At 54.0% G+C, this 15,744-nt stretch carries 18 protein-coding genes; 10 read left to right on the top strand and 8 right to left on the bottom strand.

Annotated elements, in window-relative coordinates; all coding sequences use genetic code 11:
- Window positions 1-6: 6 nt before the first annotated feature.
- From QYC28_RS07620 to accC, 7 genes are all read right to left on the bottom strand, one after another.
- Window positions 7-195 carry a nucleotidyltransferase substrate binding protein gene (locus QYC28_RS07620; RefSeq protein WP_302679247.1) on the bottom strand — a complete coding sequence of 63 codons (189 nt, stop codon included), beginning with the start codon at window positions 193-195 and terminating at the stop codon, window positions 7-9.
- A 3-nt stretch (window positions 196-198) separates the two neighbouring features.
- Complete coding sequence (locus tag QYC28_RS07615) at window positions 199-861, bottom strand: Uma2 family endonuclease (RefSeq protein WP_286668562.1); 663 nt, start codon at window positions 859-861, stop codon at window positions 199-201.
- A gap of 28 nt (window positions 862-889) precedes the next feature.
- Window positions 890-1,564, bottom strand: coding sequence for a Uma2 family endonuclease (locus QYC28_RS07610; protein ID WP_302679246.1), 675 nt, complete (start codon window positions 1,562-1,564; stop codon window positions 890-892).
- Window positions 1,565-1,643: 79 nt separating this feature from the next.
- Complete coding sequence (gene purM, locus QYC28_RS07605) at window positions 1,644-2,669, bottom strand: phosphoribosylformylglycinamidine cyclo-ligase (RefSeq protein ID WP_149819651.1); 1,026 nt, start codon at window positions 2,667-2,669, stop codon at window positions 1,644-1,646.
- Window positions 2,669-3,163, bottom strand: a complete 495-nt coding sequence (locus QYC28_RS07600) for a low molecular weight protein-tyrosine-phosphatase (protein ID WP_149819649.1) — start codon at window positions 3,161-3,163, stop codon at window positions 2,669-2,671. Before QYC28_RS07600 ends, purM begins: the two co-directional genes overlap by 1 nt.
- A 10-nt stretch (window positions 3,164-3,173) precedes the next feature.
- Window positions 3,174-4,244: an undecaprenyldiphospho-muramoylpentapeptide beta-N-acetylglucosaminyltransferase gene (murG, locus tag QYC28_RS07595; protein ID WP_302679245.1), complete on the bottom strand. Its 1,071-nt coding sequence runs from the start codon at window positions 4,242-4,244 to the stop codon at window positions 3,174-3,176.
- On the bottom strand, window positions 4,244-5,605 hold the full coding sequence (accC, locus tag QYC28_RS07590) for an acetyl-CoA carboxylase biotin carboxylase subunit (RefSeq protein ID WP_286625194.1): 1,362 nt from the start codon (window positions 5,603-5,605) through the stop codon (window positions 4,244-4,246). The genes murG and accC overlap by 1 nt, the downstream gene beginning before the upstream one ends.
- A 156-nt stretch (window positions 5,606-5,761) precedes the next feature.
- Between accC and speA the strand changes: the two genes are divergently transcribed.
- The 8 genes from speA (at window position 5,762) to QYC28_RS07550 (ending at window position 13,681) form a co-directional block, all read left to right on the top strand.
- Window positions 5,762-7,675: a biosynthetic arginine decarboxylase gene (speA, locus tag QYC28_RS07585; protein WP_149821751.1), complete on the top strand. Its 1,914-nt coding sequence runs from the start codon at window positions 5,762-5,764 to the stop codon at window positions 7,673-7,675.
- Between the two features lie 8 nt (window positions 7,676-7,683).
- Window positions 7,684-8,070: a hypothetical protein gene (locus QYC28_RS07580; RefSeq protein WP_286625193.1), complete on the top strand. Its 387-nt coding sequence runs from the start codon at window positions 7,684-7,686 to the stop codon at window positions 8,068-8,070.
- 49 nt (window positions 8,071-8,119) lie between these two features.
- Window positions 8,120-9,238 carry an S-layer homology domain-containing protein gene (locus QYC28_RS07575; RefSeq protein ID WP_286625192.1) on the top strand — a complete coding sequence of 373 codons (1,119 nt, stop codon included), beginning with the start codon at window positions 8,120-8,122 and terminating at the stop codon, window positions 9,236-9,238.
- Window positions 9,239-9,298: 60 nt separating this feature from the next.
- Complete coding sequence (sppA, locus tag QYC28_RS07570; RefSeq protein ID WP_286625191.1) at window positions 9,299-10,123, top strand: signal peptide peptidase SppA; 825 nt, start codon at window positions 9,299-9,301, stop codon at window positions 10,121-10,123.
- 30 nt (window positions 10,124-10,153) lie between these two features.
- Complete coding sequence (aroH, locus tag QYC28_RS07565; protein ID WP_149819637.1) at window positions 10,154-10,585, top strand: chorismate mutase; 432 nt, start codon at window positions 10,154-10,156, stop codon at window positions 10,583-10,585.
- A 2-nt stretch (window positions 10,586-10,587) separates the two neighbouring features.
- Entirely contained in the window at window positions 10,588-11,058 is a 471-nt protein-coding gene (locus tag QYC28_RS07560; RefSeq protein WP_149819635.1) for a CBS domain-containing protein, read from the top strand.
- 96 nt (window positions 11,059-11,154) lie between these two features.
- The gene (locus tag QYC28_RS07555) at window positions 11,155-12,672 is read left to right on the top strand and encodes a CapA family protein (RefSeq protein ID WP_302679244.1); all 1,518 of its coding nucleotides are present in this window, start codon (window positions 11,155-11,157) and stop codon (window positions 12,670-12,672) included.
- A 604-nt stretch (window positions 12,673-13,276) separates the two neighbouring features.
- Window positions 13,277-13,681, top strand: a complete 405-nt coding sequence (locus QYC28_RS07550) for an NIL domain-containing protein (RefSeq protein WP_149819631.1) — start codon at window positions 13,277-13,279, stop codon at window positions 13,679-13,681.
- A 1-nt stretch (window position 13,682) separates the two neighbouring features.
- On the opposite strand, the gene QYC28_RS07545 is transcribed toward QYC28_RS07550, so the two are convergent.
- On the bottom strand, window positions 13,683-14,264 hold the full coding sequence (locus QYC28_RS07545; RefSeq protein WP_149819629.1) for a Uma2 family endonuclease: 582 nt from the start codon (window positions 14,262-14,264) through the stop codon (window positions 13,683-13,685).
- Between the two features lie 62 nt (window positions 14,265-14,326).
- Between QYC28_RS07545 and QYC28_RS07540 the strand changes: the two genes are divergently transcribed.
- Window positions 14,327-14,980, top strand: a complete 654-nt coding sequence (locus tag QYC28_RS07540) for a TIGR02281 family clan AA aspartic protease (protein WP_302679243.1) — start codon at window positions 14,327-14,329, stop codon at window positions 14,978-14,980.
- Window positions 14,981-14,983: 3 nt separating this feature from the next.
- Window positions 14,984-15,568, top strand: a complete 585-nt coding sequence (gene rdgB, locus QYC28_RS07535) for an RdgB/HAM1 family non-canonical purine NTP pyrophosphatase (protein WP_302679242.1) — start codon at window positions 14,984-14,986, stop codon at window positions 15,566-15,568.
- Window positions 15,569-15,744: the final 176 nt, after the last annotated feature.

Below are 15,744 nucleotides of genomic sequence, written 5' to 3'. Positions count from 1 at the left end.
AATATCTCATTCTTGATTGGAATAGCTATAGTCCCTGAGCAGGTTCCACGCCAGTTCAAACGTGTAGTCAAATCCTTGAATCACTCCCTGCTTTTCTATATTGCTCAAGGGGCGAGTACGGCACAGTTCCACCTCTTCCTGAAGCCTCTGAAACGCTTTTTTATAACTCTTGAGTCGCCACTGCCAGTGTTCCATGATCTATCCTTCACTGAGGGGGTGATCACTTCTTGTTGCCAACCCCTGTTGCAATGTCAGGATCACGCTTTTCATATCCCCTTGCAAAAGGGCCGGCAAGTTCAGCCACAGGCCGGCAAACTCTTGACTACGCAGCACTCCCTCGCGATCGGGCTGTTGTTGAACGTAGCTCCCCTGCTCGCGGTGATACCAGTAAAAGACCTGTTCTGAGACCACCCACACCAGATATTCCTTGACGCCAAAACGGCAATAGAGGTCTTTCTTGTCGTGGAGATCGTAGGCGGCACTGCTAGTGGCAATTTCAATCACTAACTCCGGTGCCCCTTTGATGTAGTCATCGGCACTAATGCGTGATTGTCCCCCCGCCGATTCTTCGAGGCGCAATAGCACATCGGGTTGCACTTCATTGCTGTCATCCAGCCGTACAGTAGCATTGTCACACATCATCAAACTGGGCATCAGTGTCGCATAGGTACCCAGCCACACAACCATGTGTCCGTGAGGTTGAGCGTGCTTTCTTACTCTAATTGGGGAGGCCACAAACACGACTCCATTGATCAGTTCCGCTTTTTTGATGTGGGGAGAGTGCTCATAGCGGTATTCAAATTCCTCGCGGGTTAGGCGATCGCCACTTTCAAGGGGGATGATATTAACTAATTGAGTCATTCCGTAGCCTCCGGGGGCAACGCTAAATTTATTGTGATTGCCGCTTTAAGGCTTCAGCAAACCGTTGGCATTCAGGGGAAGCTAGCCCCTGTTGTAATGTGATCATTACGCTTTTCATATTCCCTTGTAAAAGGGCAGGCAAATTCAACCAGAGACCGGTAAACTCTTGACTGCGAAGCACTCCCTCGCGATCGGGTTGTTGTTGAACGTAGCTTCCCTGCTCGCGGTGATACCAGTAAAAGACCTGTTCTGAGACCACCCACACCAGATATTCCTTGACGCCAAAACGGCAATAGAGGTCTTTCTTGTCGTGGAGATCGTAGGCGGCACTGCTAGAGGCAATTTCAATCACTAACTCCGGTGCCCCTTCGATGTAGTCATCAGCACTAATGCGCGATTGTCCCCCCGCCGATGCCTCAAGGCGCAATAGCACATCGGGTTGGACTTCATTTTGGTGATCAAGCCGGACTGTGGCGTTATCGCAAACCATGAAGGCGCTAAATTCAATGCTGTAGTGAAAGAGCCAGCCAAGAATGTTGCTATGGGGCTGGGCGTGGTTTCTAACCCGAATTGGTGAGGCCACAAACACGACTCCATTGATCAGTTCCGCTTTTTTAATGTGGGGAGAGCGGCCATAGCGGTCTTCAAATTCCTCGCGGGTCAGGCGATCGCCACTTTCAAGGGTGAGGAGAGGAGCCGTCATTTTTCGCAAAAGTCCGTGATAGCACCCAGCACCTTTATTCTAGGCGTCAGTGAGATGGTGAATGGTACACGCGCATCAACTAAGCAGCAGGTAATCCCAGTACCTCACCGGTGCCCGCAACAACGGTGCCAATTGGCCAACTCTCAACCCCCCACTCGGCAAAGCAGGCCTGCGCCGCTGCAACCGCTGACGGCGGTAAAACCACGGTGTACCCAATCCCCATATTGAAGGTGTTGAAAAGTTCGCCCAAGCTGACTTCCCCCATCTCCCCTAGCCAGTGGAAGAGTGGTGGAATCGGCCAAGCCTGAGGATCGAGTTGAGCTGATCGCCCTTCGCCCAAGCAGCGGGGCAAATTTTCCGGCAGACCACCGCCGGTGATGTGAGCCATGCCGTGGATGGGAATCCCTTGCGCCAAAGCAGCACGAATGGGTTGGACATAGAGGCGCGTCGGTTCTAAGCACAGCTCGCCAAAGGGGGTGGAGCCAAGGGGGGTATCCTGCCAACTGAGCTGGCGATCGCTAACAATTTTACGCACCAAACTAAAGCCATTACTGTGCAAGCCAGAACTGGCTAAACCCAACACCACATCCCCCACCTGCACCTGCGTGCCATCCAGCACCTGATCCTGCTCAACGACACCAACACAGAACCCCGCAAGGTCATAGACCCCTTCGGCATAGAATCCTGGCATTTCCGCTGTCTCCCCCCCCAAGAGGGCACAACCCGCCGCTTCACACCCTTGGGCAATACCCGCCACCACAGCGGTCATAATCTCTGGCGCCAGACAACCACAGGCAATGTAGTCCAAGAAAAAGAGTGGCTCAGCACCGCAGGTGAGGACATCGTTGACACACATGGCCACCAGATCAATGCCAACCGTATCGTGGCGATCAAGCGCCTGAGCCAGCTTTAGCTTCGTGCCCACCCCATCAGTTCCCGACACCAAAAGGGGCTGACGATAGCCCTTGGGAATTTGACATAGCCCAGCAAAGCCTCCCAGTCGTCCCACCACTTCCGGTCGTTGGGTGCGCTGCACCAAGGGGCGAATTTGCTCGACAAAGGCACGGCCAGCGGCTACATCTACACCGGCACTGCGGTAGTCCATCAATGCTGCTCCTGTAGTTGGGGGTAGTGAGCCTTGAGATACTCTAGGAGGCCTTCACAGGCATCGGTGAGCAGATCCAACACCTTCTCAAACCCCTGACGACCACCGTAGTAGGGGTCGGGCACTTCCCTCGCGTCGTGGTGACGGCAAAAATCACACATTAACCGCACTTTATCGCGGTATTTCCCTTCGGGGTCAAGGCGCAAGATATCATAGTAGTTTTCCCGATCCATCGCCAAAATCAGATCAAATTCCTCAAAGTCGGCGGCATGAAATTGGCGTGCTCGATGGGTCAAGGGCAGTCCCCGTTGCCGTGCCGTCATCACCATGCGGGCATCCGGTGGATCGCCAACGTGAAAGTTGCTGGTGCCGGCGGAATCACACTGAATCTCATGCTCTAGGCCGGCCTTTTTGATCAGATCCTGCATGATCCCTTCGGCAGCAGGGGAGCGACAGATATTACCAAGACAAACAAAAAGCAGACGGATGGGCATAGCGCGTTTCCTAGGGGGCGGGAATCAGCGTACGAATGAGATCAGCGACCTGCTGACTGCTGTTGGGCATGGCCAATTGGCGGGCATTCTCTGCCATGGCTTGTAATTTTTGGGGCTGCCCTAGCCATTCTAAAATGATCCGTCCGAGGCGATCGCCCGTCAATGCCGACTGCGGGATCATTTCAGCAGCGCCGGCACTCACCAGCACTTCAGCATTCACCGTTTGGTGATCTTCAGCCGCATAGGGATAGGGAATCAACAGCGCTGGGGTTCCTGTGAGGGCTAGTTCCGCCAAGGCACTGGCGCCAGCTCGACTAATGACGATATCCGCGCGGTGCAGCAGGGGTCCCATGGGTTCAAAGAAGGGAAAGACGAGATAGTGGGGATGCTGAACACTTTGGGCATCGGGATCATTGTTGCCCGTGAGATGGATCACCCAAGCCCCCGCCTCGAGCCAGCGGTGAACCGTTTCCCGTACAAGGCGATTGATGGCCACTGCTCCTTGACTCCCCCCCATCACTAGAATCAGGGGTACCTCCTTGGGAATCGGCAACTCCAAGTCGCCGGGATGGAGAATATCGGGACGCACCGGCGTGCCCGTGACCCGTAGGTTCAGCCGTTTGGATTTGAGGTAGGCTAAACTCGCGGGGGTACCCAAGGCAACCAGCGTACACCAAGGCGCCAGCCAGCGGGTGACTTTGCCCGGTAGGGCGTTGGATTCATGGAGCAGGGCGACACGCCCCAAACTGCGAGCCGCTAAAATAGCTGGCGCTGCAATGTAGCCACCGGTGGTAAACACCCCTTGGAAGTGTCCCTGTTTTAACAACTGGCGCGTTTGCCAAAAAGCTCCCCAAAATTGCCAGAGGGGGCGCAGCCTTGCCCAAGGGGTCTTGCCTTGGACACCAGCGAAGTTGATCGTATGCAGGGGGTACTGGGGCGGAATTAATTTCTGTTCAAGGCGATCGCGCACCCCCAACCAATGGATGTCATATTCAGGTAACTCTTCTGCTACTGCTAGTGCGGGAAAGAGATGCCCGCCGGTACCACTCGCTGCAATCAGTAGTTTCCTTTGCCCCAGCATTAAACATTCCAGCCCAATGTGGTCATGAGCTTATCGACAAAGTTGGTATAGACAATACCGCTGCGAAACTCTGGTGTGTCCATCACCTGCTGATGAAAGGGAATGGTGGTCGGCACCCCCATAATCGCACATTCTCTTAGGGCACGCTTCATGCGGGCAATGGCAGCGGGGCGATCGCTCCCCCACACCACCAATTTACCGATCAGCGAATCATAGTAGGGGGGGATTTCATAGTCGGTATAAACATGGGAGTCCATGCGCACCCCAGGGCCACCGGGGGGCAAGTAACCGCTAATACGACCGGGATGGGGACGGAAATTGCGCTCCGGATCCTCGGCATTGATGCGGCACTCGATCGCGTGTCCGCGCAACTCAACCTGCTCTTGGGTCAAACTGAGGGGTTCCCCTTGGGCAATGCGAATTTGCTCCGCAATCAGATCCAGCCCCGTAATCATTTCTGTGACGGTGTGCTCCACCTGAATGCGAGTATTCATTTCCATAAAGTAAAAGTTGTCTTGGCCGTCGAGGAGAAATTCAATGGTGCCGGCACCGACGTAGTTAATGGCTTTGGCGGCAGTGACAGCAGCAGCTCCCATCTTGGCACGCAGTTCTGGGGTGAGGGCAGGGCTAGGCGCCTCCTCAAGGAGCTTTTGATGACGCCGCTGTACAGAGCAATCGCGCTCCCCAAGGTGAATGACATTGCCATAGCTATCCGCCAGAATCTGGAACTCAATGTGGCGGGGATTTTCAATAAACCGCTCCAGATAGACGCCGGCATTGCCAAAGGCGGCTTCCGCTTCCCCTTGGGCGGCACTGAGAGCCCGTCCTAAATCTTCAGCAGAGCGCACCAAGCGCATCCCCCGGCCACCCCCCCCAGCCGTGGCTTTAATCATCAGGGGATAGCCAATTTTGCGGGCGATCGCCCGCGCGGTTTCCTCATCCTGCACCAGTCCATCACTGCCGGGAATTGTTGGCACCCCCACCTGTTGCATCGTCGCTTTGGCGGTGGATTTATCCCCCATAGCACGCATGGCAGCGGGACTCGGCCCAATAAAGGTAATTTTGTGGTCGGCGCAGATCTCGGCAAAGCGGGCATTTTCCGCCAAAAAGCCATAGCCCGGGTGAATCGCCGAGACATGGCGGGTGAGGGCAGCAGCAATAATGTTGGGAATATTGAGATAGCTGCGGCTACTGGGGGCTTCGCCAATGCACACCGCCTCATCGGCCAATTGCACATGCAGGGCATGGCGATCTACGGTGGAATAGACGGCAACCGTTGCAATGCCCAATTCCTCACAGGTACGCAGAATCCGCAGTGCAATTTCGCCACGATTGGCAATCAAAATTTTCGTAAAGGCCATGGCGGTCAACGGTAGGGGAAGCGATCCCTAATGCTACCATGCCAGCCGAACGCTTCCGAAAAGGCGACGGCAATTGCATTGGTGCCACTGGCAAAAACAAGTTAGGATCAGCAGGGTTTTATTTGGGAGCGCACTATGGCTGCTGTGTCACCCACGATGGCCTTGACCGTTACGAAAACCAGCAATTGGACAATTGAGGACAGCGAGCAGCTCTACCGCATTCAGGGCTGGGGCGAACCCTACTTTGGGATTAATGCGGCGGGTCATGTCACCGTCTCTCCCAAGGGCGATCGCGGTGGGTCATTGGATCTCTATGAATTGGTGCAGGCGCTCCAACAGCGCAACATTGGCCTCCCCCTGCTACTGCGGTTTTCCGATATCCTTGAGGATCGCATTGAGCGACTCAATGCCTGCTTTGCCCGTGCCATTGCCCGCTATGGCTATCAGGGCACCTACAAGGGGGTCTTTCCCGTTAAGTGCAATCAACAACGCCACATCATTGAAGCCCTCGTGCGCTTTGGCCAGTCCCATCAGTTTGGCCTAGAGGCAGGATCAAAACCGGAATTGCTGATTGCCTTGGCCATGCTCAATACACCGGGGGCACTGCTGATCTGCAATGGCTATAAGGATCGCGGCTACATTGAAACGGCTATTCTGGCGCGTCGCCTCGGCCACACCCCGATCATTGTCCTTGAGCAGCCTGAAGAAGTCGCGGAAGTGATTGCTGTCAGTCAGGCTTTGGGCATTGAACCCATTGTGGGGGTGCGGGCAAAACTCAGTACCCAAGGGGTGGGGCGTTGGGGCACTTCTGCGGGCGATCGCGCCAAGTTTGGTCTGACGGTGCCAGAGATTTTAACAGCGGTTGAACAACTGCGAGAAGTAGGAATGCTCAATTCCTTGCAACTGTTGCACTTTCACATTGGCTCGCAAATCTCTGCCATTAGCGTCATTAAGGATGCCATTCGCGAAGCGGGGCAAATTTATGGCGAGCTGGTGCGCCTCGGTGCCAATATGCAATACCTCGATGTGGGCGGTGGCTTAGGGGTGGATTACGACGGCTCGAAAACCAATTTCCATGCCTCGAAAAACTACAGTATGCAAAACTATGCCAGTGATGTGGTGGCCGGCATTAAGGACGCCTGTCGGCAGCGGGGCATTCCCGATCCCATTCTCATTAGTGAGAGTGGCCGCGCCATTGCCTCCCATCAATCGGTGTTGATTTTCAATGTCTTGGGGGTCAGTGAAGTGCCCAAAATTACCCCCGAACCGGCCACGGAAGAGGAGCACCTGATTATTCGCAATCTCTACGATACCTACCAAACAATTGATGAAAACAACTACCAAGAGGCCTACAACGACGCCCTGCAATTTAAGGGAGAAGCCATCAGTCTCTTTAACTTTGGCTACTTGAGTTTGCCAGAGCGGGCACGGGCAGAGAGTCTCTTTTGGGCCTGTTGTGCCAAAATCCTCGGCATTGCTCGCCAGCAGGAATATGTGCCCGACGATCTCGAAGATCTTGAGAAAATCATGGCTTCGATTTACTACATCAATCTGTCGGTGTTTCAATCGGTGCCCGATAGCTGGGCGATCGATCAACTGTTTCCAATCATGCCAATCCACCGCCTCGATGAAGAACCCACAGAACGGGGCATCCTTGCGGATCTCACCTGCGACAGCGACGGCAAAATTGACCAGTTCATTGACCTGCGGGATGTGAAATCGGTCTTGGAACTCCATCCCTTTCGCCCAGGGGAACCCTACTACCTTGGCCTTTTTCTCAACGGTGCCTACCAAGAGATCATGGGCAACCTCCACAATCTCTTTGGGGATACGAATGCCGTCCATATCCGTCTAACCCCCAAGGGCTACGAAATTGAGCATTTGGTGCGGGGCGATACAATGCAAGAAGTCCTCGGTTATGTGCAGTACCAAGGGGATGCCCTCCTCGAGAAAATTCGCCGTCGTGCCGAGGCTGCCCTTGCGGAGCAGCAAATTACATTGGCAGAAGCGCAGCACCTACTGGAAAACTACGAGCGGAGTTTGCGCAGCTACACCTACCTGTCCTCCTAGGGAAAGCCATGCTGGGAACATTTCAATCAAGCCATTTGCGCATTGAAGTGCCGGCCACCGCAGACCAACTGCGGGATTATTTGACGCAGCCAGCACAGTTACGGCAGTGGTTGTGGCCCCTACAGATTCAGACGACGGGCGATCGCCTGCAAGTGGGGGATACCTTCAGCAGTGAATTCCTGTGGTTAAAACTGGAACATCGCGTGGAACTACTCACAGCAGAGCGACTGGTATTGGTGCTGCGGCAGACCATTGAGGGCTGGCAAGAATGGTCGTGGGGAGAGGGCTGGGTACAGTCCTGTATTGAGGGGGTGACACCGCTGCCCCTAGAGTTGGGGCAGACTTTCCTTCTATGGCGGTTGAAATCAGTGCTGAGTGAAACGGTAGCAAGCTGAGGGTCGAAGAACGTTGAAGCGATCGCGCCAATTGGGATGGATCTTATTCTTGAGTGCCCTGCTTCTCAGCAGTTGTGAGGGCAGTGGGCTACAAAGTTGGTTTGCTGCTGACCCCAATGCTGATCAATGGGCGGGGAAAGCACCCACGCCAGAACCGACGACAACGCTACCAGAGAATTTACGGTTTCCTAATGCGATGCTTGTAGCCAATCAGCCCCAAGCGGGGTCACCCCAGACGACGGAAACCCGCTGGCAAGCACCCGCGCCGGCGATCGCCATCCAGCAATTCTATAGCCAACAATTTCAGCAGTCGGGCTGGCAACTGGTGGAGCAACAGGTAGCCGACAATACGATCACCCTCAGGGGGCGCAGTGCTGAACTGGAAGTGAGCGTCACCATCAACACGGTGCCAGAAAATAACCTGACAACCTTCACCGTGGCCTACACATCCACCAATAGCACCACGGCCACACCGTCTCCCCAGCCCACCCATTCCTCCCCCCAAACGTTCGCTGATCTAGAGGACGCCCCTGCCCCCCTACAGCCGGCCATTCGTGACTTGGCAGAACTGGGGGTTCTCAGCACCACGGGCGATCGCCTGCAACCCAATACCCCCATCAGTCGTGCTCAGTTTGTGCGTTGGTTGGTGACCACCTACAACCGCTTTTATGCCGATCGCCCCGCACGCCAAATCCGCTTGGGCAGCCGCAACGACACACCCATTTTCCAAGATGTGCCCCGTGATAATCCCGACTTTCCCTATATTCAGGGACTGGCGATGGCAGGATTTTTGCCCAGCCCCCTCACCGGCGATACTAGTACCCTCTTTCGCCCCAATGCTCCCCTTACTCGCGAAACGCTGTTGCAGTGGAAAGTGCCCCTTGATCAACAGGGGCGGCTCAGTCCCAGCACGATTGACCGCATTCAGCAAACATGGGGCTTCAAGGACAGTCAACGGATTGCTCCCCCCGCCATCAATGCCGTGGCCGCTGACTATCTCGCGGGGGATCTCTCGAACATTCGCCGCGTTTGGGGAGAAACCCTCTTGCTCCAGCCCCAAAAACCCGTCACCCACGCCGAAGCCGCAGCAGCCCTGTGGTATATCGGCAACGGTACCGAGGGACTCTCAGCAGCGATGGTGAAGCAAGCACCGCCCTCTGCCTCCTAGAACCTTGCTAGATTAGAAATCCGAGTCAATTGTTACGATTTGCTGAACTGATTGCTACCTATGCCTTGGCCCTTATCCCGTGGTTACCATCGTCAAATTGCCCGCCTCGAAATTACGGGGGCGATCGCTGGGGGTACTCGCCGTCGTGTCCTCAAAGCCCTGAAAACCATTGAAGAACGGGGCTATCCGGCACTACTGGTGCGCATTGACAGTCCCGGCGGGACCGTGGGGGACTCCCAAGAAATCTATGCGGCTCTCAAGCGTTTGCAGTCGAAAATGAAAATCGTTGCCAGTTTTGGCAATATCTCTGCCTCTGGCGGGGTCTATATCGGTATGGGGGCACAGCACATCATGGCCAACCCCGGCACCATTACGGGCAGTATTGGCGTCATCCTGCGGGGCAACAATTTGCAACGGCTCCTCGACAAGGTGGGGGTCTCATTCAAGGTGGTCAAGTCTGGCCCCTACAAGGACATTCTTGCTTTCGATCGCGACCTTACCGAGGAAGAAATCCGCATTCTCCAAGACCTCATTGACACCAGCTATCACCAATTTGTCCAAACCGTGGCCGAAGGCCGTAACCTCGATGTCGAAACCGTGCGCAGTTTTGCCGATGGCCGTGTCTTTACGGGTGAACAGGCCCTTGCTCTCGGACTGGTGGATCGCCTAGGAACCGAGGAGGATGCCCGGCGCTGGTTAGCGGAACTGGCCGGACTTGACCCCGACAAAACCAAGGTGCAAACCATCGAAGAACCCAAGTCCCCCTTGGCTCGGCTGTTTCCGCGTCAGCAGGAACGATTCCCCTTTCCCTGGCAAGCGGGTCTCGACTGGCTGGAATTTGAAATGGCCACCAATGGACTTCCCCTATGGCTCTATCGCCCCTAAGCTGGATACAGTACCCTTGCGGATATCTTGATGGAGGAGCACACTGTGGGCTGGCGCGTCCGAGCAATTCGTGGAGCAACTACCGCCACTGAAAATTCAATTCCAGCAATCCGTGAGGCGGTTTTGGAACTCCTCGGCGAGATTGAGCGGCGCAATGCCCTCGATTTCTCGGAAGTGATTAGTGTGACCTTCTCTGTGACCCGTGACCTCGATCAAATCTTTCCGGCGGCGATCGCCCGGGAATGTCCCCATTGGCGCAACATTCCTCTCCTCGATGTTCAACAAATGCATGTGGAGGGAGGCTTACCCCGCTGTATCCGCTGCTTGATTTACTTCAACACCCCCAACCCCGATCAACCGATTTACCATGCCTACCTGCGCCATGCCCAGAGCCTCCGTCCCGATCTGGCAATGCACGGCGACTACCATCCCCTCCATCTGTCCTCTCATTCCCTAGGTTAACTATGACCGCTCTTGTCCGTGACTACATGACCCCCAACCCCTTTACCATTCCTACCGATGCCCCGATTTCTGAGGCAGTTCGCCTGATGGAAGAAAAACAGGTGCGCGGCCTCCCCGTGGTGGATGATAAGGGCAAATTGGTGGGCTTGGTGTCTGAAGCTGACCTGATTGTGCGCGAAGCGCCTCTCGAGCCACCGTTGTACATTACGTTCCTCGGCAGCATTATTTACTTTGAGTCTCCAGAATCCTTTCATCAACACCTCAAGAAAACCCTCGGCCAACAGGTGCAAGATGTGATGACCCCCAACCCCCACACGATTAACGTCGATGCACCCATTGCTGAAGCGGCTCGCCTCATGGTGAATCACCACATTAGTCGCCTGCCGGTCTTGAATGCCCAAGGAGAATTGGTCGGCATTATTAGCCGTCATGATCTGTTGCGAGCCTTGCATACCCAAGAAACTTCTGCGTGACGTTTGTCAAATTGACCTGACACTAACTTTCAAGATTGGTGACTTCCCATAGAATAACCACAGGTTCGCTCGCGATCGCCTGAGGGTTCTTTGATCATGACCGCTTCCCTTGATTTGATTTGGCAGCAGGCACGGCAGGGTCAAGCAGAGGCCATTGCCCATTTGATGAACCGCACGCTTCAGGCCAAGGGAGTGCGTGCCCTCGTTCGGCGACGGGGTGACTGTTTACAAATTATGTTTGAAGCGGCGCGATCGCTCCCTCCCCAAGTCTGCGTTCAGTTTGTTTGCCGAGGCCTCAAGCAATTGGCGCCCCAAGGCGTTCTACGTGTACGGCTCCATGCTCGGCTCCTTGGCGAAGAATGGCCAGAATGGACACAGACCATTGACTTACAGGAGACCTTACCAGCGGCGCCGTCTGTGCAGACAAGCTCAAATCCAACGACACCTGCCACCACGCCATCCCATCAAGCGGTCAGTGCTTTTGCCCTCAGTTTATTGGCGATCGCGGGCACGGGTGCCGTTGCCCTTACCCTGCAAAATCAACTCAGTGTCGATGCCCCGCCGAGTGCGGAACCCAGTCCAGCCATTACAACCCCTGAACCCGACGTTCCCCTTGTGCCCCCCCCACCCGCCCCGAGCGATCGCCGTTTGCGGATTAAGGCCGTTGGCGATATTGTCCTTGGCACCAATTTTCCGAGTAACCGCTTGCCTGCGGATCCACAAAAGCTCTTTGCCCAAGTGAAACCCTATCTTCAGGGGGCAGATCTCCTCTTTGGCAATTATGAAAGTACCCTCACCGATCATCCCCATCCCTTCAAAAACACCAGTAGTGGTCGCAGTTTTGCCTTTCGCTCACCGCCCAGTTATGCACAGGTGTTGCGCCAAGCTGGTTTCAATGTCCTCAACATTGCCAACAACCACAGCTACGACTTTAATGAGCAGGGATTTCGCGATACGATTCGCCACATCAACGCCGCTGGCATGACCGCCATTGGTGATCTCAATCAAATTACCTACCTCGAAGCCAATGGCCTGAAAACCGCATTTATTGGCTTTGCCACCTACTACGGCCAAAATCGCATTCAAGACCTCAAGGCCGGTGCTGCTCTTGTCCAGAAGGCCAAGCAAAACGCTGATATTGTGGTTGTTAGTTTCCATGGTGGCGCCGAAGGCAGCGATCAAATTCACACCCGCGATCGCACCGAGTACTTTTATGGCGAAGACCGCGGCAATGTGGTTCAGTTTGCCCGCACCATGATTGATAACGGTGCCGATTTAATCTTAGGTCATGGTCCCCATGTCCCCCGTGCCCTCGAATTGTATAAAGGCCGCCTCATTGCCTATTCCCTAGGGAACTTTGTCGGCTATCAGACCCTGAGCAGTCACGGCACCCTTGGCAAGTCCTTAATCCTCGATGTTGAACTCGATGGTTCTGGCCGCTTCCTTCAAGGTAAAGTCATTCCTGTACGCCTCAATGCCAAGGGGATTCCCCACATTGATCAAAACTTTGCCAGTGTGCAACTGATTCGCCGTTTAACCCAAGCCGACTTTCCCAACACTCCCTTGCAGATTGAACGCCTCGGTGAAATTGTCAGCACCGATTCCCAATCCTAGTCTTCCTCTGGTCGATGAGACAACTGTTGGTGCTCAATTTTGACCGGTAGAAACTTAGGAATTTGCGTAATAAAGGATTCGGCTGTCGAACTATTTCCTCTTTGATTTCAATGTTACTCCTTGAGACATATTCAACTAACATTTCATTTCGTTTATACAATCCCCAAAACCAATATTCTTTAACTAAGCACTGGGCAGTGGCGGTCATATCTTTCGTTTCAGTGCGCTGACAACTCAACTGTACTGAAAGGGTGGGAGAAAAGTATAATTTTAAGAAAATGATTATCAAGCCAGCAAGCGTCCATAAAAGAGCCATTTCATCAGCAACGGATGAACCTTCTAGCTTGATTTGAGATTCATTTTTCTTTGCAATGTTCATTTTTTAATAATTTATTAAATTTTGATAAAAATTCTCTATCTCATCCTATCTAGCAGGGTAACAATTTCACTTTGGAGATGGCTTTTAGGTTTATAGACTAGTAAACAAAATTTAATGGTTTTTCATTTTCAATTCCTATGAAAAGGGCTGTGCGCTAACTTTCACAGCGTTGCGAGTGTGCGATACTTGTGGAAAGGGCTGTACTGCGATGCAAAGCTTCAACCAGTGAAAAAGCGAGTCACATTGACATTCCCTCGACGGACGATTCAAATGCCCGTCACCTATCGCCTAGCCAAGGACTTTAACATTGCTGCCAATATCATCCGCGCCCAAGTGGCACCTAACCAAGTGGGCAAACTGGTTCTAGAGTTGGCTGGGGACATTGATCAAATGGAGGCCGCCCTAGAATGGTTACGACAACAGAATATTGAGGTTTCCCTTGCCAGCCGTGAAATTGTGATTGATGAGCAGGCCTGTGTCCACTGTGGCCTCTGTACGGGGGTATGCCCCACTCAGGCGCTGACGCTCCATCCAGAGACGTTTCAACTCCAATTTAGCCGCTCCCGTTGCATTGTCTGTGAGCAATGTGTGACCGCGTGCCCGATGGAGGCGATTCACACCAACTTTTAATTCAACTCCTCAACTCCTCCTCAAGGGTCACGTCTTGATAGATATCAGACAAGTGGCCTTGCCAAGCGATGCTCTTGAGTTCAACCGAATTTTGTGGCGGGGAATAGCCCTGCCAAACCCATAAGCCCGAGGTACTGCGACGAAAGGTCTCTAGCCGCTGCTGACGAGTATTGACCAGCACGTATTCCTCTAGCGTCTCAAGGCTTTGATAGTCAAGGAACTTATCGCCGCGATCAAAGGCCTCTGTTGAAGGAGAGAGCACCTCAATCACCAAGCAAGGGAAAGATTTATAGAGAGAGGTTTGCCGATCCCGTGGATCGCAGGTAACAAAAAGATCCGCATAGTAAAAGCAATTTCGCTGCTCCAGACGCACTTTCATATCTGAAATGTAGAGACGACAGCCCCGTTGGCGCACCGTTGGTCGTAGCAGAGTTGCCAAATTTAAGGCTAAGGTGACATGGGCATCGCTTGCCCCTGCCATTGCGTAGATCTGACCGTTGATGTATTCGTGCTTGACCCCACTTTGGGTTTCCCGTTGCAGATAGTCTTCAGGACTCAGTTGTGGCGAAGGTTGCGTGCTCATTGGCAGCCTAGAATAGCCAACGCTTATCTCGCTACTATTGATCCTAGGGTACGAAGAAAATTATGACCCAACAACACGGATATTGGGCACTGGCAACGCTGGCAGGGATGATGCTCCTGATTGCCCCGGCCAAGGGGGTGCCTGCGGTGGCACTGCCAGAAAGTTTTTATCGGGCGATCGCCAACCAAGACTGGGCAACAGCGGTGCAAATTCTCGATCAGGTCATTCGTGCCCATCCCCAACAGGCGCCAGCCCTTACTAGCTATCGTCAAGAATTGGTGCGGCTGCAACAACTTCCCCGAACCCCTGCTCCGCCCATGGCAACAGTGATCACCCAGCCCAGTGGCATCGTACCGATTCTGCGGCGGCAGGGAGGAATTCCCGTTATCCCAGTGATGTTTAATCAACGGTTACGGTTTGAGATGCTAGTGGATTCAGGCGCCAGTATGACAGTGATTACGCGATCGATGGCACGCGCTTTAGGCATTACCCCCGCTCAAGTGGTGGATAATCGCCTGTTTCATACCGCGAATGGTCAAGTGGTGCTGCCAGTGGTCTATGTCCAATCCATCAGCGTCGGCGGTTTTCATCGGAAGCAAGTGCCCGTTGCTGTCGCTGAGCCTGAAATGACCATTGGCCTATTGGGGCAGGATTTTCTGCAGCACTTTGATGTCAGTTTGCGGCAAGATCATATTCAGTTGCAGCGTCGTCCTTAGGCAATGCCCATTCTCGCCCAAGCGGTCTTAGCCAGTCACAATGCCGGTAAAGTCAGAGAGTTTCAAGGCTGGTTACAGCCATGGATTGGGGAGTTGCTGCCCCTGCCAGCCACGATTGAGATTGCTGAAACTGCGGATTCCTTTGTGGGCAACGCCTGTTTGAAGGCCACCACTGCCGCTCAGGAGCTGGGAACGTGGGCGATCGCCGACGACTCGGGGCTAGCCGTTCATGCCCTTGAGGGGGCACCGGGGATCTACTCGGCTCGCTACGGTGCGACGGATGCTGAGCGTATTGAGCGTCTATTACGGGAAATGGCCGGTGTCAGCGATCGCGCCGCTGAATTTATTTGTGTCATTGCCCTCGCGCGTCCCGATGGCACGATTGCCGTTACGACCGAAGGACGGTGTGCAGGTGAGATTTTAACGGCGGCCCGCGGTCAAGGGGGGTTTGGCTACGATCCTATCTTTTGGGTGCCCAGTCAGCAGCGTACCTTTGCCGAGATGAGTCCCACTGAAAAGCAACAGGTCAGTCATCGGGGTCAGGCATTACAGCGGCTGCGGGAGTATTTGCAAACCTTTCATCCGTAGATTCACGGTTGTTGGCAGCAAGCTTTTTGTCCTACACTGACGCCAATAGTGTTCCTCAACCAACCTGTGGCCACTATGCAAGAACGGGTCTAGCGTCGCAAAGCTCCATTCAGCGATGCCCTTGATAGAAAGAAATTCACAGGGAATATAATGAAAGGAAAGGTGCACGTCCCGTA

Origin of the sequence: Thermosynechococcus sp. HY596 (assembly GCF_030518715.1) — a bacterium.
Lineage (GTDB): Bacteria > Cyanobacteriota > Cyanobacteriia > Thermosynechococcales > Thermosynechococcaceae > Thermosynechococcus.
This window is presented reverse-complemented; position numbering and strand designations above follow the sequence as displayed.

What these genes read in the sequence shown, in the direction of transcription:
- QYC28_RS07620 (WP_302679247.1), bottom strand. Translation starts at nt 195, where the DNA reads ATGGAACACTGGCAGTGGCGACTCAAGAGTTATAAAAAAGCGTTTCAG.
- QYC28_RS07615 (WP_286668562.1), bottom strand. Translation starts at nt 861, where the DNA reads ATGACTCAATTAGTTAATATCATCCCCCTTGAAAGTGGCGATCGCCTA.
- QYC28_RS07610 (WP_302679246.1), bottom strand. Translation starts at nt 1,564, where the DNA reads ATGACGGCTCCTCTCCTCACCCTTGAAAGTGGCGATCGCCTGACCCGC.
- purM (WP_149819651.1), bottom strand. Translation starts at nt 2,669, where the DNA reads ATGGACTACCGCAGTGCCGGTGTAGATGTAGCCGCTGGCCGTGCCTTT.
- QYC28_RS07600 (WP_149819649.1), bottom strand. Translation starts at nt 3,163, where the DNA reads ATGCCCATCCGTCTGCTTTTTGTTTGTCTTGGTAATATCTGTCGCTCC.
- murG (WP_302679245.1), bottom strand. Translation starts at nt 4,244, where the DNA reads ATGCTGGGGCAAAGGAAACTACTGATTGCAGCGAGTGGTACCGGCGGG.
- accC (WP_286625194.1), bottom strand. Translation starts at nt 5,605, where the DNA reads ATGGCCTTTACGAAAATTTTGATTGCCAATCGTGGCGAAATTGCACTG.
- speA (WP_149821751.1), top strand. Translation starts at nt 5,762, where the DNA reads ATGGCCTTGACCGTTACGAAAACCAGCAATTGGACAATTGAGGACAGC.
- QYC28_RS07580 (WP_286625193.1), top strand. Translation starts at nt 7,684, where the DNA reads ATGCTGGGAACATTTCAATCAAGCCATTTGCGCATTGAAGTGCCGGCC.
- sppA (WP_286625191.1), top strand. Translation starts at nt 9,299, where the DNA reads ATGCCTTGGCCCTTATCCCGTGGTTACCATCGTCAAATTGCCCGCCTC.
- aroH (WP_149819637.1), top strand. Translation starts at nt 10,154, where the DNA reads ATGGAGGAGCACACTGTGGGCTGGCGCGTCCGAGCAATTCGTGGAGCA.
- QYC28_RS07560 (WP_149819635.1), top strand. Translation starts at nt 10,588, where the DNA reads ATGACCGCTCTTGTCCGTGACTACATGACCCCCAACCCCTTTACCATT.
- QYC28_RS07555 (WP_302679244.1), top strand. Translation starts at nt 11,155, where the DNA reads ATGACCGCTTCCCTTGATTTGATTTGGCAGCAGGCACGGCAGGGTCAA.
- QYC28_RS07545 (WP_149819629.1), bottom strand. Translation starts at nt 14,264, where the DNA reads ATGAGCACGCAACCTTCGCCACAACTGAGTCCTGAAGACTATCTGCAA.
- QYC28_RS07540 (WP_302679243.1), top strand. Translation starts at nt 14,327, where the DNA reads ATGACCCAACAACACGGATATTGGGCACTGGCAACGCTGGCAGGGATG.
- rdgB (WP_302679242.1), top strand. Translation starts at nt 14,984, where the DNA reads ATGCCCATTCTCGCCCAAGCGGTCTTAGCCAGTCACAATGCCGGTAAA.